This window comes from uncultured Brachyspira sp., assembly GCF_944388875.1.
Lineage (GTDB): Bacteria > Spirochaetota > Brachyspiria > Brachyspirales > Brachyspiraceae > Brachyspira.
The window spans coordinates 33847-50300 of the sequence record NZ_CALXKQ010000020.1; the positions used below are offsets into that span (position 1 = coordinate 33847).

Genomic DNA, 16454 nt, shown 5'->3' on the forward strand with positions numbered 1-16454 from the left:
TATATATTTCGTTTCCGAAAATTGAAACAGCATATATAGGATGATTGTAATGAATAAATTATTAAAAAATAAAAGAAGTATATATATATTATTTGCTTTTATAAGCATAATAATTTTTTATTTGTCTATAAATGTTTTATATACACAAACTGCTAATGATTTGCCTAGTGCTGAAAGATTTGTAAATAATATAAATATTACAGCTTCACAAACTAATAATGGTGAAGTATTGATAGAATGGGACGGCATTAACAATAATAATTTAATTTACTATGTATATAGAAGCGACAGCCCTATAACAGGTAAATATTCTTTAGTAAATTCAAAAGTTATTGATTATATTAAAGCTACTAATACTTCTAAAAAATATTTAATAGTTGATAGACCAGTACTATCATCTGTATATTATTATGCTGTTGTTTCCTATATAGATAATGCAAGTTTTTATAATGCCAAGGCTAATATTGATACATCATCAATAATATTTAATGGTTCATTGAGAGGAAAATATACTAATCAATCTTCAAGAAGTGATGTGGTAACTAATACTTATACATACCAAACGAATACTTATACAGAAGCAAATACTACAAATACGAATACATATAAATTAAATACTAATGTATATACAAAAGCAAATATTTATACAGTAACGAATATATATACAGTATCAAATACTTATACAAAAACAAATACATACGTATTAACTAATACATGTACATTAACAAATAGAATAACTAACTTTTATACAAATACAAAAGTTTATACAAATATTATAAATAAAACAAATGTATATAATTTAACTAACACTTATGGCAGTTCTGTAGTTCCTAGAGGAAATGGATCATCAAATGTATCTGGTGATTACAGCAGATATAAAAGCGAGTATGACAGGGCAGTAGCACAATTTAAGGCTGGTAATTATTTAGCTGCCTCATCCATATTAGAGCCTATATCTGCTAGAAATATAGATAGAACATTGTACTACGATATAAATTTATTGCTTGGAAAATGCTATAAAAATTTGGGAAGAAAAAATAATGCATTAAATGTTCTTAACCGAATAAAGACTTTTAATACTCAAGAGGTTAATTTTTGGATTAATCAGGTTTTAAGTGATTTATAATTGGAGTGTAGAAATTTTATGAAAACTTATGCAGCAGTTTTAGCATCTGTCATAACTATAGTGGCAATTTTAGGCGGAGTATTTATTACAAAAATTTCTGCTTTGTCTTCTCCTGAAAGATACTTCCAAAAAGGAAAAAGAAGTTATGAAATAGAAAATTATCAGGATGCCATAAATAATTTGAATGAATATCTATCCATAAATAGTAAATCAAGACCTATTAATAATATAGCAGAATCATACTTTATGGTTGCTGATTCATTAAAAAAATTAAAAAAATATTCTTTAGCAAAGGAACGTCTAAGCGATATAATAAATAATCCAAATTTTGTTTATTATTCTACTAATGCTATTTTAGCTTATGCTGATATATCAAGATTGGAAAACAGTGCAGATTCTTATATAATGTCCAAACTTCAGGAAAAACTGAATGTACCAGATAAAGTATTAGCTTCAAAAATAAATACTCAATATGGATATCAGTTATTCTTGCAGAAAAAATACGGAGAGGCATTAAGCTATTTTTTGAGGGCTGACGGAGAATTAGCAGTGTTGGGAAGAGCCAGAGTATATTTCAATATGAACGAATACGACAGAGCTTTTGAAACTTATGAGGACTTTATTAAATATAATAAAACAAGCATATATTATGATGAGGTTGTGAGAACATATTTGATACAGGTTCCTGCAATGGCACATAGATATTTTATCAGTACTAATTATAATAAAGCTAGAATGTACTATACAAATATAGCAGAATTATTTCCTAGAACAGAATATGAGGAAGAAGCATTATTCAGAACAGCTCAGTCATATTATAATGAGAAAAATTATAACAGAGCATTGGAATATTATAATAGAGTTAGATTAAACAATGTATACACATTAGATGCAGAGGCATTGCTTTATATTGGTTTATCTTATTTCAAAGTGGGCAGATATTCGGATTCATATAAGGCTTTAGATGCATTTATATCAGAGTATCCAGCCAATCCTAATGCTTCAAGAGCTAGGGATTATATGCAGGCTTTAGAGGGAACTTTATTAACTATTAATTAAAATATAAAAACACCATATTAATAAATATGGTGTTTTTATTTTATATGTAACTAATTATCATTTTTTATTTTTTGTAGTTAATTTTTCAAATAGTATCAATATCCAGAATCTTATATAATTTATGTATAAAAATACTCTGAATATATTTTTTTTGAGATAGAATTTTTCTTCTTTGTTAGAATTTAGTACTTCCATGCTTGGCGGTTTTATTTTTCCAGCAAAACTATCTAATGGTCTTTTTATAGGTATGCAGAATTTCATTTCTAAATTATCTTTATTATTATTAAACCAATATAAAGATTTTTTTAAATTCATGTGAATAAAAAAAACATCAGGTTCTATTTTTTTAAACCCTATGAAAGCCTTTTCTAATTCATTTTTATCTTTAGTATTTTGAAAATTACCAAGCATATAAATACCCGGATATATCTTTTTTATCTTTTCTGAAATGGTAAAGAAATATTTTTCCTCATCTCCAAATAGAAACATAGACATCTTTTTTTGTTCTATATAATCTAATATTTTAGAAAATAAAACAAAGTCTTTTATAAATATTAATTCTTCTCTATGTATAAATCTATATGCTTTGGCTATAGATGGATGAGCAGCAATTACTAATGAAGCATTTTTTATAATTTCTTTTAATTTTTTATTGGAACGTACTTTAAGTAACTGATGAACATCCAAACTAGTTATAAGTACATTTTTACCATATTTAAGACAATCAAGAATTTCTTCAAAACTAACATGAAAATTATCTATTCTAACACCTAAAATGGATTTATTATCTATCATAATTCTATAGCCTCAATTATAAATTCGATCATATAGCAAGAGTTCTGCATAAAGCCAAATCTACAGGATCTATTTTAGGAACTTTTTTAACCGCATCAGACAAAGGAGTATAAGTATATTCTCCCTTCCAAATACCTACAGCAACATTTTTCTTTCCTTCTAATAATGCTTTTACAGCAATATATCCAAATCTTGCTGCCATTAAACGTTCTCTTGAAGTAGGAGAACCGCCTCTTTGCATGTGTCCTAATATTGTTACTCTAGTATCAAAACCTGTTTTACCTTCTATCTGTTTAGCTACTTCCATAGCACCGCCTGATTCATCGCCTTCAGCAACTACGATAATAGAAGATTTTTTACCTCTTTTTTTGGCAATCTGCAATTCTTCAACTATTTTATCCAAATCTGTAGTAGTTTCAGGTATTAATATATCTTCAGCTCCAGATGCTATACCAACTTCTAATGCAATATATCCAGCATGTCTTCCCATAACTTCAACAACAAAGCATCTTCCATGACTAGTAGCAGTATCTCTTAATTTATCTATAGCATCCATTGCTACATTAACAGCAGTATCGTATCCTATAGTATAATCTGTTCCGAATATATCATTATCAATAGTACCAGGCATAGCTACAACAGGAAATTCAGGATGATGATTAGTGAAATCCAAAGCCCCTTTATAAGTACCATCTCCACCTATTACTATCAAAGCATCTATTTCATGGTATTTCATATTATCAGCAGCCTTCTTCATTCCTTCTTCAGTTTGAAATTCTGGAGATCTTGCAGAAAATAGTATAGTACCTCCATGATTTATTATTCCTCCAACACTTCCTGGCGTCATCTTGTATAAATCATTATACATAAGCCCTTGATAGCCTTCTCTAATTCCCATTACTTCCAATCCATTAGCTATAGCAGTTCTTACTACACTTCTTATAGCAGGATTCATACCAGAAGCATCTCCTCCGCTTGTTAATACTCCGATTTTTTTGATATCAGCCATATTAAAATAACTCCTTTATATTTTTATAGTATTAAAATATGTTATTTGATTTTTTTTTATTAAACTATATAATGCACATATTATATAATAATAATGAAAGAATTGATATACTATAAACATAAAAAAATTATGATGGAAAATAAAGAATATACAGAAATTATCAATATTATAGATAATCAAAGATGGGATAAATTAAAATATCTGCTTTCAAATATGCATGCTGCAGAAGTTGTAGATATTATAAGAATATTGGATAATGATAAAAATAGAAGTATAGTGTTTAGGCTTTTATCCAGAGAGATGGCGGCTTATGTTTTTTCAGAATTGGAAACTGAAGAACAGGAAAAAATTATAGTATCTATAAATGATAATGAAATTAAAGAACTTATACATGAAATGAGTCCTGATGACCGAACTTCACTTTTTGAGGAATTGCCTGCAGAAATAACAAAAAAGATTTTTTCTCTTATGGGAGAGAAAGATTTAAATATAACAAGACAATTACTAGGATACCCAGAAGACAGTATAGGACGTATAATGACGCCTGAATATATTGATGTATTTCCTACTTATACTGTTAAGCAAACCTTAGAATACATTAGAAAATATGGTAAGGATTCTGAAACTTTTGAAGTTATATATGTTGTAGAGAATGATGGTACTTTGTTAGGATATATTTTATTAAAGGATTTATTATTTGCTGTGCCTGATGAAAAAATAGAGGATCTTATGCATACTGATGTTATATATTTATCCGTATATTCTGATCAGGAAGAAGCTGTGCGTGTTGGAAGAAAGTATGATTTGCTTTATATACCAGTTGTTGATTCTAAAAATGCATTAATTGGTATTGTTACTATAGACGATATATTTGATATTTCTGAGGAAGAGGATACCGAGGATTTTCATAAATTGGGGGCTATCAGTATAGACGATGATTTTGACAGTAATATAAAACAGGCTAATCCTTTAATTTTATACAAAAGAAGAATATCATGGCTTTTTATATTAGTATTTGTTAATATAGTTTCTGGTTATGTTATAGGGCTTTTTGAAGAAACTATAAGTCAGTATGTTTCTTTAATATTTTTTCTTCCTCTTCTTATAGATAGTGCTGGTAATGCTGGTGCTCAGTCATCTACTTTAATAATAAGAAGTTTATCTGTTGGAGATGTAAAGAAAAGCGATTGGCTTTTTATGTTGGGAAAAGAAATAATTGTTTCTGCTATACTTGGAATTACAATGAGTTTAGCTGTATCTCTTATTGCCATTTTTAGAGGAGGTTTAATGATAGCTTTTGTAGTTTCATTGTCTATGATATTGGTTGTTATTATAGGAAGTTTAATAGGGTTATGTCTGCCTTTTTTGTTTGCGAAGTTTAAAAAAGACCCTACAACCAGCAGTGTTCCTCTTGTAACTTCTATATGTGATATAAGCGGAACTGCAATATATTTACTTTTGGCTACTACTATATTAAGTAAATTTACTATTTAAAATTTGGGTGATGTAATGAAGAGATTTATATGTATTTTTATTATAATCTTATCTGTAATTTCATGCGGTTCAGGAGCTTCAAATTTTTCGCAATCTAATTCTGCAGTAACTCAAAGTTTGGAAGAAAAAGAAGAAAATACTGATTTAAGTGCTTCTGATAGTTTAGAGAGAAAATTGATAGTTACTGTTGATATAAGAATAAATTCAAAAGATGTTGAAAAGAGTTATAAATCTATTGAGGAAAAAATTAAAGAATATAATGGTTATTTTGACAATATAGAATCTTCAAAAAACAGATATTATCTCACTGTAAGAATACCTAAGGAAAATCTTTATTCATTTATAAATTTTGTAGAAGAAACTGAAAATATTGAAAATAAAAATATTAATACTCAGGATGTTACAGATACATATTATGATTCAGAAAATAGAATAAAGAATAGAGAAGTACTTTTAGAAAAATTAAGGAACTATTTAAGAGAGGCTAGAAGTATTGATGAAATATTAAAAGTAGAAGATAGAATTAATACTTTAACTTATGAGATAGAAACTATGAAAGGTAATTTTGAAAATTTAAAATCATCTATAGATTATTCAAAAATAACTTTAAATATTTCAAATAGAGAAGCGATGAAATCTAATACTAATATATATAATAAATATTTAAATTTAATATCATTTTTAAAAGAATTTTTCTCTGGAATATTATTCTTTTTAGTTGGATTTACAGCAGCAGCTATACCTATTGTATTAATATTGGCTTTATTTTATTATATATGTTTTGGAAAAATCGGTTTAATAAAGAAATTATACAGAAAAATTAAATAAATTCATATACTTATCCCTAGTATAATAAAAAAATTGCATTTTTTTAAATTTTTGAGGAACTTTTTTAATTACTATGCGTCTAATAAAGCATAAGAAAACAAAAAATGGAAATAATTAAAAAAAGGAGAAAACAATATGAAAAACAAAATTAGTAAAAAAGCGGTTATTTTTATTTCAATAGCAATTATGGTTTTTGCTTCAATGTCTTTATTTGCTCAATACGGCAGAGGTTATGGTGATGGATATGGAAGAAGAGGAGGCTGCGGATATGGTGATGGATATGGAAGAAGAGGAGGATATGGCTATGGTTATGGAATGAGAGGCGGATATGGAAGAGGCTACAGATATTATAATAACAATCTTACTCAGGAGCAAATATCTCAAATTAGAACTATACAGGATAAATATTTCCCACAAATGGATAGTTTAAGAAGAGAGATATATAATCAATCACAAATCATTAATGCTGAAATGTACAAAGAAACTCCAGATCAAAATGCAATTAATGCTGCAATAGATGCTAAAACTAAAGCCATAGGTGATTTGGATAAATTAAGAACTCAGTGTTTTATAGAGATAGATAAAGTATACCAAAATAAATAAAAAATCGCTCAAAAATTGCCCGCATGATATGAAATTATTGTGCGGGAATTTTTATTTTATCTTGTTTATTTTGTTTTAATAATATATAATAGTTTTAATTAGGGGGAATACATTATGAAAATATTATCATTATTTTTTATAATTTCAGTTATGGCATTTTCACAGTATTATTATGCACCAAAGCCAAGAGTTGGAAATGTTAAACCTTTTGTACCGCCTAAAACAAGAAGTGCAATACCGCTTTATCCGTATAAAAATGATCTAACTACACCAAGATTTGCTAATCCAGGATATACTAAGACTTATTATAGAAACGGCAGATTCCATTATTTTGGAAGCGGATATATGAATTATATGGAAAGAGAAAAATTAAAAGCTATAGACGGCAGATATTCTCCTAGATACAGAATGCTTGAAAATCAAATGAAAGTTAATAATTCAAGAATAAAATCTCAAATATATCAAAGAAATCCTAATGATAATGCAGTGAACAGTGCTGTAAATGATAATTTTAGAATACAAATGGAAATGCAGATGATAAGAACTTTAAGAGAGCTTGATTTGAATAGACATTTTAAATAAATTGATATTTTTATAATAGACTTGTTTCAAAAGCACTTTATGAGATTATGAAATTTAGTTTATTATTAAAAAATAACAATTAATTTAATAATAATCTCTGTAATATTTTTTGTAATCATCCTCATCATTACAATTATTGTCATCCTCATCATCTTTATAAGTATTGTAGAAAAACTCAAACATACTTTTTATAAAGCTGCTGCTTATATCTAGGTCTGCTAAATATATATAAAGAGGATCTTCTGATATTACATTTCCTTTAAATTTTTTTAAGTAATAGCTTTGAGGATCTTTTAAATATATAAAAAGATATCCTCCTATTATATCTAAATCTTCTATTTCTTTCCAAAGTACATATATATAGTTTTTTACTAATAGATTATTATAATATATTCCTTTATCATCAAGTATAAAGCTTGCTTTCTTAAAAAATACACTTCTAATTAAAATTATAGAGAGTATAATAACACCAAAAATAAAAAAGCATACTACAAATATAATAGCAGCCCTCATATCTCTATCTGTTTCTGTAAATAATACGCTTATAAGAAGTATGGCAACTATTAAACCTATCATCATTATGGCAAAATACCTAATATTATTAATATAAACCTTAACAGAAAATTTACTGTTTGAAAATAATTTATTAATATCTTTCATAATCAAACAACCTCAGTGCTTTTTTCAAAATAATATGTTATCATAGCTAGAACAGTAACAGGATCTTTTAATCCCAACATATAAAAAACAATAGGTTCATTAGGATTTTTTCTATTTATAGATAAACTGCTTTCTTCTTTTAAGTATAAATATATAAATGTTTTTGAAAAAGATATTTCTCTAATATCAGTCCATTTTACAAATATATTTTTATTTTTTAATAGCATATTATACATTATACCATTTTCATCTAAAACAATTATAGGCTTTCCTAATTTTAGTAACTTAACTATCAAAATCAAAAAGTGTATTAAAAAAAATGACAAACTAATAACAAATAATATTTTTTTATAAGAATTTGAATGCATAAAAGATAATATTGAAATTACAATAAAAACAGAAGAAAATAATAATAATAAAACTAATTTTCTTTTGCTGTTATATATTTCAATTTTGGGTAAATCATTATTCATAAAGAATTAATTTCTCCTATTTTCTTCTATTAAAGATAATACACTTATATACTAAATAATTCAATAGTGTTTATAATTGAAGAATAATTATTTTTATTTAGAATTTCTTAGCCTATTTTTTAATTATATGTATACAGGCGAAACAGCTTCATTGATGATATTCGTAGTTATATTTTTAATGACAGTTATTGGTATAATTTTTACTATATCTGCTTTGTTTTATATTGATTAGCATATCAAATAAAAAGTAATTACATATTTTTTACAATATCATCTATATTTTTCGTTCTGCCGCTTTTACAGTATGGGCATTTTTGAGAATTAATTTTAAAAAATAAAATAGAAATTGTTGTTTTTTTTCTTCTTACACTAAATCTTTTATTACAGCTTTTGCACTTATAAAAATAAGGAGGTTCATCTAAACGCATAAAATACCTTTTATTAATTTATTGTGTTTTTTATTATCGTAAAAAAATCATTTTTATTTAAGATATAGAATTGATACTTCTATGATATAATACCAATAATTTTACAACTCTTGAATAGCTTTTTATACCATCTTCCTGATTATTTGCTTTTAAATATGTATCATTTACCTTTTGACTTACCTTTGATAATTTTCCCATATATTCCTGCCAAAACTCATAATATTTTTTTATTTCTTCTTTAGTTTCAGCATTTAAATTAGACATTAAATGAGAGTAACTTTCATCTCTTTTTAATTCTCCTAATACACATAACAGTGCCTCAAAATTGGCAGAATATTTTACAAAAGGATCACTATGTTTTGAGCATGCTACATACGATATAAAATTTGCTTCATCTTCATAAGCTATTCCTATTTTATGTGCCATTTCATGTGCTATTGTAAAAGGCAAAGATACATTAGGAATAAGAGTATTAACATTTGCTTCTGATGTAAAAGGAGAATATATGCCAGTTATTTGTAAATGTAAAAATAGTTTTGACATCATTATAGGCTTTGTTTTGGAATATGGCATTGCTAAAAAATCAAACTCTTCAAATACTTTATTATATTCAGCTTCAACCATTCTATTTAATGCCTGATAATTAGTAATCACTTTAGTATATTTCATTTCATCTTTTAAGTTATTAATATTTTTTATTATATTATCAGCTAATGAGTAAATATCATCATTGGTTATTGGATTATCATTATATTGCGAATAATTTTCTATTAATGGTACTCTGTAATAATTTAGTCCCCATACTGCCATAAAAACTATATATATAATAATTACTAAACATACTATATTATAGATACAATTTCCGAATATTTTTAATTTATCTTTTAAATTATGTTTTGAAAAAAGTATCTTTTTTATAGATAATAAAATATATAAAATTATTAAAAGTATAAATATAATTAATAGTATTTCTCCGAGTGAAAAACTGATAAGCGATGTAAGATTTCCTATATTTCCTGATATGAATTTATATACTATTCTTGAATAAAAATTCTCTATAAAATTTTTAGAGAAAGTTATTATTTTTAGTATAACAGCTATGAAAAAAATAGAAAATATAAATATTATTTTAGTTTTATTTTTCATTATAAATGTATTATACTTAAAATTAAAATTTTGTCAAAATATATTTCACAGCATATATAGATATTGCATGTTTTTTATTAGAAAATCATTATACTTTTTGATATTCCTTATACAAAGAAATAAATTATGCAGCAATAAATTCAAATTATACTATAAATTTAAATTATATAATAATAATGAAGCAAGTCTATTGTTTTTTATTCATTAGTAATATAATATTAATCAATTAATAATTAAAAAGAATAGGTTGCTGATGTTTAATAATAATAACATAACTTCTCAGGAATTATTAAAGTCTGTTAGACAGATAGAGATAAAAACTTCAAAAATAGTAAATTCATATTTTGCAGGACAATATCATTCTGCATTTAGAGGACATGGTATAGAGTTTGATGAGGTTAGAAAGTATATAGTAGGCGATGATGTTAGAGCTATGGATTGGAAAGTAAGTGCCAGATATAATGAGCCTTTTATAAAGAGATTTAAAGAGGAGCGTGAGCTTAGCGTAATAATAATGGCTGATTTTTCTGCTTCTACTGATTTTGGATTTACAAAGACAAAACATAATTTAATTGTAGAGCTTAGTGCATTGCTTAGTTTTTCTGCTTTAAAAAATAATGATAAAGTTGGACTTTTAATATTTACAGATACTGTTGAAAAGTTTATACCTTTAAAAAAGGGCAGAAATCATGTACTTAGAATAATAAGAGAGCTTATAGAATTTGAACCTAAAAGTATAGAAACTAATGTTGCTAATGCTTTAGAATATTTTAATAGAATACAGAAGAGAGATAGCATTACTTTCTTAATAACAGATGCATGCAGCGATCTTCCTAAAAAAGAGATAGATATAACAAGAAAGCGTCATGATTTTATAGTATGCTTGGTTAATGACAGTTTAGAATATAATCTCCCTAATTTAGGCGGTACTTTAGTATTATCTGATTTGGAAAAAGAGGATTATGTTTATTTTGATATGTCAAACAAATATGTGCGAGAAGAATATTTCAATGAGCAGACTAAACTAATGGATGAGAAATTAGAATTTTTAAAAAGAAATTCCATAGAAAAAATAATATTAGATACTTCAAGCGATTATGTTACTGAGGTTATGAAATTTTTTGTTAAAAGAAAGAGATAAAAATAATATACAATCTGATACTTTAATTTCGTTAAATAGAGTTTATTATGACTAAAGATATGACTGTCGGCAGTCCATTTAAAACTATAATATATTTTTCCATACCAATGCTTATAGGCGGAATATTTCAGCAGTTTTATGGTGTGGCAGATACAATTATAATAGGTAAATTTGTAGGTTCAAGAGCTTTGGCTTCTATTGGAGCAACTACTTCAACTATGTTTTTCTTTTTATCATTTGCTATAGGATTTACAAATGCATTTTCTATAGTTATGGGGCAGTTTTTTGGAGCTAAAAATGAATCTATGATTAAGATAACTTTTATAAATTCTATATTTGTTACTTTATTTAGTTCTTTACTGCTTTTAATATTTGGTATGTTTTTTTCAAGACCTTTGATGCTATTATTAAAAACTCCTCCTGATATTATAGATAATTCTGTTTTGTATCTTAAAATATGTATAGGATTATCATTCGGACAGCTTTTTTATAATGGTGCTGCAAGTATATTAAGGGCTTTAGGCGATAGCAAGACTCCATTATATTTTTTGATATTGACCACAATAATAAATATAATATTAGATTTATTATTCGTTGCTTTATTAAAAATGAACGTTTTGGGAGCAGCAATAGCAACTGTAATATCTCAAATAATGTCTGCTTTCTTAAGTATATTATATATTATAAATAAATTTCCAATTCTAAAATTAAACAGAGAGGATATTGTATTCAATTCTAGTAATTTATTTATGATTATAAAAATAGGTGTGTCAATGAGCATACAGGCTATATTTTTATCTATTGGAGAGATGATAATAAGCGGAGTAGTTAATACTTTTGGAACGAATGTTGTAGCTTCTTATACTACTGGAAATAGAATAAATCAATTTGCTTCAATGGCATATTTTGTTGTATCTGAGGCTTTTGCTGTTTATACTGCACAGAATTTCGGAGCATGCAAATTTGACAGAATAAAAGACGGTTTTAAAAGCATTATTATATTGTCTTTATCATTGAGCATAATATCAGCAATAATAATATTTATATTCGGAGATAATTTAGTAAGGCTTTTTATATCCAGCAATGATGAGTATATAGATATTATAGCGAATATATGCAAAGGCTATTTAAGGATATCATCTTTATTTTATCCGTTTTTAGCCATTATACTTTTATATAATAATTCTGTAAGAGCTATAGGAAATGCTTTAATACCATTAATATCAGGAATTACTGAACTTGCAATCAAGGTAGGCGGATCAATATTTTTATCAATACCTTTCGGATATGTAGGGGTATGGTTTGCTAATCCTGTTGGATGGGCTATTGGTATAATTCCTACATGCATTTATTTTCATAAGTATGCTTTTAAGAATAAGAAATTATAATATTATATATTATGTAAACTTATAAATATTATTTAATTAAAAAAACATAAATATAATGTCTTATATGTTGTGTAAATTGTTATTTGAGTATGTAAATTGCTGCCGAAGGCTAGTATTATAATTAATAAATAAAATTAGTTTTGAAACAAGTTTATTATAAAAGTATCTGTAAATAAATTTGCAATGACTATAATATAAATCTATCTTATATATATGTTTGAAATATTGAAGTAAAAAAATTAAAAAAATAATAAAAAAATGTAAAGAAAATATTGACATAAAATATAAAAGAGCCTATCATAAAGGCATGAAAAACTTATTAATAAACACTATTCATATAGCTGAAACTCAGCACTCAGCACTCAGCACTCAGCACTCAGCACTCAGCACTCAGCACTCAGCACTCTAATTATTCTTTAAACAATAAAAAATATTCTAATCACAAAAATAAGCCTAACATAATACTAACTACAATAACTCTGCAATCTCTTTTTGTGTTGCATAAATTAATTGTTATATTAAGCAAAGTATATTCTAAAACATTAAATAATATTTCAATAAATAAACTTAACATAATACTGGAACACTCTAATTCCATTCACTCAGCAATAAGCATTAGAAATAATGTTTATAATAAAAAAAATTTATTAAAAGGAGTTCAACTTATGAACAAAAAGATTTTATCTATTTTCGTAATGGTAATGGCTTTATCATTACTAGGCGTAAGCTGTAATAACAAAAATACAACTGGAAGTACAGATGAGAACGGTGGCGGCGGAAGTACAACAACACAAAATAAAGAAATAGGTACTGTAACATTTAACCCAGATGCTACTCAGATTGGTAGTGGTGTAGTAATAAATGCTGGAACAACTACTTCTGTAAGTGGAGCAAAAGAGAAAGCTTTAACAATGCAAATAGACGGTAGCGATGTAGCTAATCAAGGTTATACTTTTACAATTTCAAAAGTTGTACGTGAAACTACTGCAGTTGGAGGAGAAAGTGCTGCTACTGTGGATAATGGCTTACAAGCTTCAGACTTTACTTATGACGGAGCTAAAATTACTTTAAAAAATGGTACATCTTTAGATAGTGGTTGGACTAGTAATTCAGTAGATGCTTATGCAGTTACTATTAAAATATCTAAAGATGGATACAATGATAAAGAAGTAGTAGTTTATGTTGCATTGAAAGGTGCTGCTTAATTTGTATTCAATATAGTTTTTACGTTTGTAGAGTATATAGGGGTAGGCGTTACTCCTCCTCTATATACCCGTTACCCGAACACATTATAACATAAAAACTATTATTTTTAAGCTTATAATGCTTACTTACTAAAAATTACATTTATACCAATATATTTATTCAAGCCTTTTCGTTACTATCATAGTGGGTTTGATTGAATAATATAATACTGTGCTGCCCCTTTGCTTGTTTCTCAGGTGAAGGGGTTTTTTTATAATTATTCTACGCACGGTAAATACGCTTTATACATAGACAAAATTATACTACTCAATTTATAATCATAAATCAATTAAGCGTGCGGTGAGTTGGCAATAAATTTAAAAAATACTTGGGTGGGCAGTTATAATAACAGAATTAATTAAAAAGAAAAATAAAGCAGAAATTACAGGTTAAAGTAGAAAATATGAAGGGTGGGAAAATGTAAGTAAATTTAAAATTTTTTTAAACATACCCTCCTTATAAATTTTTTGCTTTTATTAAAAACGGCATTTTAATTAATTTTATTATTTAATTATAAAAGAATTCCCACCCTAGTTTTTATTAAATTTATAATTTTCATTAACGCACGCTGAACTCAGTTTTTAATATAAAGAAATTTGAATTGCAAATAATTATATATTTTTAACTTCGTTCTGCGTGCGGTGAGTTGGCTATAAATTTAAAAAACGCTTGGGTGGTCAGTGCTATAACTATTTTTAACTAAAAATAAAAATAACTCAGAAATTACAGATTAAAGCAGAAAATATAAAGGGTGGGAAAATGAAAATAAATTTTAAAATTTTTATAACATACCCCGCCCTTATAATTTTTTTGCTTCTATTAAAAATATAATTCTAATTAATTTTACCGTCTAATTACAAAAGCACACCCGCCCTAGTTTTTATTAAATTTGGAATTTTCATTAACGCACGCTGAACTTAATTTTTAATCTAATAAAAATTTGAATTGCAAATAAATATATATTTTTAACTTCGTTCTGCGTGCGGTGAGTTGGCTACAAATTTAAAAAACGCTTGGGTGGGTAGTAAAAATAACAGAGTCAATTAAAAATAAAAATAACGCAGAAATAACAAATTAGATTTTAAACATAAAGGGTGGGGAATGTAAGTAAATTCAAAATTTATCTAACGAATGGTTAATACCGCTTCATACATAGGCAAAATTATACTACTCAATTCATTATAATAGACTTAGACTTGTTTAAAAACTAATTTTATTTATGACTGATGGGACTAGACATGCGAAGCGACTACATATTTATATACTAAAAAATAGTTTATACAATATATAAAACATTATTTTTGTAATTGATAAATTATAAAAATTTTATCAGGCACTTCTTAAACAAATCTAATATTTTTTATATAACGTAACTATATAAAAACCAATAATGTGCAAAAGAACCAGCCAATACAAATATATGAAATATATCATGGGTAAATTGTTTAGCTTTGTCATTAAATTTTTTTCCAAAAGCATATAAGAAAGCACCTACAGTATAGAATACTCCTCCTAAAATAAGCCAATTTAAATGCAATATATAGAAGGAATTTAAAAGAGGCTTAAAAGCAAATACAATTATCCAACCCATCAAAATATATAAAATAAGTCTTAAGTAAATATTTTTATATTTAAAAACTGTATTTGATAAAACTCCTATCAAAGCACATCCCCATATAACTGATAATATCAATATTCCGATATTCTTAGGAAGAGAAAATATACAAAGAGGTGTATAAGTTGCTGCTATAAAAATGTATATTCCTATATGATCAAATTTTCTAAATAACGTTTTTACTTTTCCTTTAGGGAAAAAATGATATAAAGAACTAAATGTATATAAAAATATTATACCTACACCGTAAATTATTACAGGGATTGGACTCGCCTTAACTTTTATAAGCATAAGCACAATACCTGCTATTGAAAGCAAAGCACCTGTGCCATGTGATATTGCTGAATAAAGCTCTCCTATTTTTTTATTTTTTTTAGTTTTATATTCAAATTTATTGTAATTTAACTTATCACTATTTAACATATTAACTGATGATGTATTTTGCATATATTTACACCTCCGTATTTTATTTAAATATTATAAATAATATTTAAATAAAATAAATGAGATGAAATAACTATATTAATAGCTAATTATTACTATTTTTTTTGATTTTAATGTATAATATACATACTGCCAAAATAGTTAGATATAAATTATGTTAATATAATTTTAAAAAAGGTTTTAATAATATGATTGATTATCAAAGTATTATAAAAAATATACTTATATAATTTGCAGAAATATTGATTATATGCAACAATTATCACTCCTGATTTAAATAAATTTTAAATTTTATTACATACCCCGCCCTTATAAATTTCCTGCTTTTATTAAAAACAGCGTTCTAATTAATTTTACTGTCTAATTATAAAAGCACACCCGCCCTAGTTTTTATTAAATTTATAATCTCTTTAACGCA

The 16454-nt window shown here is 26.0% G+C and carries 16 protein-coding genes; 9 read left to right on the top strand and 7 right to left on the bottom strand.

What is annotated here, in order from left to right; translation table 11 throughout:
* Positions 1–49 precede the first annotated feature (49 nt).
* Positions 50–1126 carry a hypothetical protein gene (locus Q0J69_RS10860; protein ID WP_297207367.1) on the top strand — a complete coding sequence of 359 codons (1077 nt, stop codon included), beginning with the start codon at positions 50–52 and terminating at the stop codon, positions 1124–1126.
* Between the two features lie 18 nt (positions 1127–1144).
* Positions 1145–2185 carry a tetratricopeptide repeat protein gene (locus Q0J69_RS10865; protein WP_297207369.1) on the top strand — a complete coding sequence of 347 codons (1041 nt, stop codon included), beginning with the start codon at positions 1145–1147 and terminating at the stop codon, positions 2183–2185.
* Positions 2186–2242: 57 nt separating this feature from the next.
* On the opposite strand, the gene Q0J69_RS10870 is transcribed toward Q0J69_RS10865, so the two are convergent.
* Positions 2243–2980: a WecB/TagA/CpsF family glycosyltransferase gene (locus Q0J69_RS10870; RefSeq protein ID WP_297207372.1), complete on the bottom strand. Its 738-nt coding sequence runs from the start codon at positions 2978–2980 to the stop codon at positions 2243–2245.
* 28 nt (positions 2981–3008) lie between these two features.
* Positions 3009–3989, bottom strand: a complete 981-nt coding sequence (pfkA, locus tag Q0J69_RS10875) for a 6-phosphofructokinase (RefSeq protein ID WP_297207375.1) — start codon at positions 3987–3989, stop codon at positions 3009–3011.
* 129 nt (positions 3990–4118) lie between these two features.
* Between pfkA and mgtE the strand changes: the two genes are divergently transcribed.
* From mgtE to Q0J69_RS10895, 4 genes are all read left to right on the top strand, one after another.
* The gene (gene mgtE / locus Q0J69_RS10880) at positions 4119–5483 is read left to right on the top strand and encodes a magnesium transporter (protein ID WP_297207377.1); all 1365 of its coding nucleotides are present in this window, start codon (positions 4119–4121) and stop codon (positions 5481–5483) included.
* A 15-nt stretch (positions 5484–5498) separates the two neighbouring features.
* Positions 5499–6311, top strand: a complete 813-nt coding sequence (locus Q0J69_RS10885; protein ID WP_297207381.1) for a DUF4349 domain-containing protein — start codon at positions 5499–5501, stop codon at positions 6309–6311.
* 135 nt (positions 6312–6446) lie between these two features.
* Complete coding sequence (locus Q0J69_RS10890) at positions 6447–6914, top strand: periplasmic heavy metal sensor (RefSeq protein WP_297207384.1); 468 nt, start codon at positions 6447–6449, stop codon at positions 6912–6914.
* A gap of 114 nt (positions 6915–7028) precedes the next feature.
* Positions 7029–7496, top strand: a complete 468-nt coding sequence (locus Q0J69_RS10895; RefSeq protein WP_297207387.1) for a hypothetical protein — start codon at positions 7029–7031, stop codon at positions 7494–7496.
* An 84-nt stretch (positions 7497–7580) separates the two neighbouring features.
* Here the strand turns inward: Q0J69_RS10895 and Q0J69_RS10900 are convergent, their stop codons facing one another.
* The 4 genes from Q0J69_RS10900 to Q0J69_RS10915 form a co-directional block, all read right to left on the bottom strand.
* Complete coding sequence (locus Q0J69_RS10900; protein ID WP_297207390.1) at positions 7581–8156, bottom strand: hypothetical protein; 576 nt, start codon at positions 8154–8156, stop codon at positions 7581–7583.
* A gap of 2 nt (positions 8157–8158) precedes the next feature.
* A complete protein-coding gene (locus tag Q0J69_RS10905) occupies positions 8159–8629 on the bottom strand; it encodes an STM3941 family protein (RefSeq protein WP_297207393.1) in 471 nt (156 codons plus the stop codon).
* A 251-nt stretch (positions 8630–8880) separates the two neighbouring features.
* The gene (locus Q0J69_RS10910) at positions 8881–9057 is read right to left on the bottom strand and encodes a hypothetical protein (RefSeq protein WP_297207396.1); all 177 of its coding nucleotides are present in this window, start codon (positions 9055–9057) and stop codon (positions 8881–8883) included.
* 57 nt (positions 9058–9114) lie between these two features.
* Positions 9115–10203 (bottom strand): DUF3810 domain-containing protein, encoded by a 1089-nt coding sequence (locus Q0J69_RS10915; RefSeq protein WP_297207398.1) that lies wholly within the window; start codon positions 10201–10203, stop codon positions 9115–9117.
* Between the two features lie 253 nt (positions 10204–10456).
* Here Q0J69_RS10915 and Q0J69_RS10920 point away from each other — a divergent pair, with 253 nt between their 5' ends.
* The 3 genes from Q0J69_RS10920 (at position 10457) to Q0J69_RS10930 (ending at position 13937) form a co-directional block, all read left to right on the top strand.
* Entirely contained in the window at positions 10457–11344 is an 888-nt protein-coding gene (locus tag Q0J69_RS10920; RefSeq protein WP_297207399.1) for a DUF58 domain-containing protein, read from the top strand.
* A 47-nt stretch (positions 11345–11391) separates the two neighbouring features.
* Positions 11392–12732 carry an MATE family efflux transporter gene (locus Q0J69_RS10925; RefSeq protein ID WP_297207400.1) on the top strand — a complete coding sequence of 447 codons (1341 nt, stop codon included), beginning with the start codon at positions 11392–11394 and terminating at the stop codon, positions 12730–12732.
* Positions 12733–13397: 665 nt separating this feature from the next.
* Complete coding sequence (locus Q0J69_RS10930; protein ID WP_297207401.1) at positions 13398–13937, top strand: hypothetical protein; 540 nt, start codon at positions 13398–13400, stop codon at positions 13935–13937.
* A gap of 1400 nt (positions 13938–15337) precedes the next feature.
* On the opposite strand, the gene Q0J69_RS10935 is transcribed toward Q0J69_RS10930, so the two are convergent.
* Positions 15338–16039, bottom strand: a complete 702-nt coding sequence (locus Q0J69_RS10935; RefSeq protein WP_297207402.1) for a hemolysin III family protein — start codon at positions 16037–16039, stop codon at positions 15338–15340.
* Between the last annotated feature and the right edge of the window lie 415 nt (positions 16040–16454).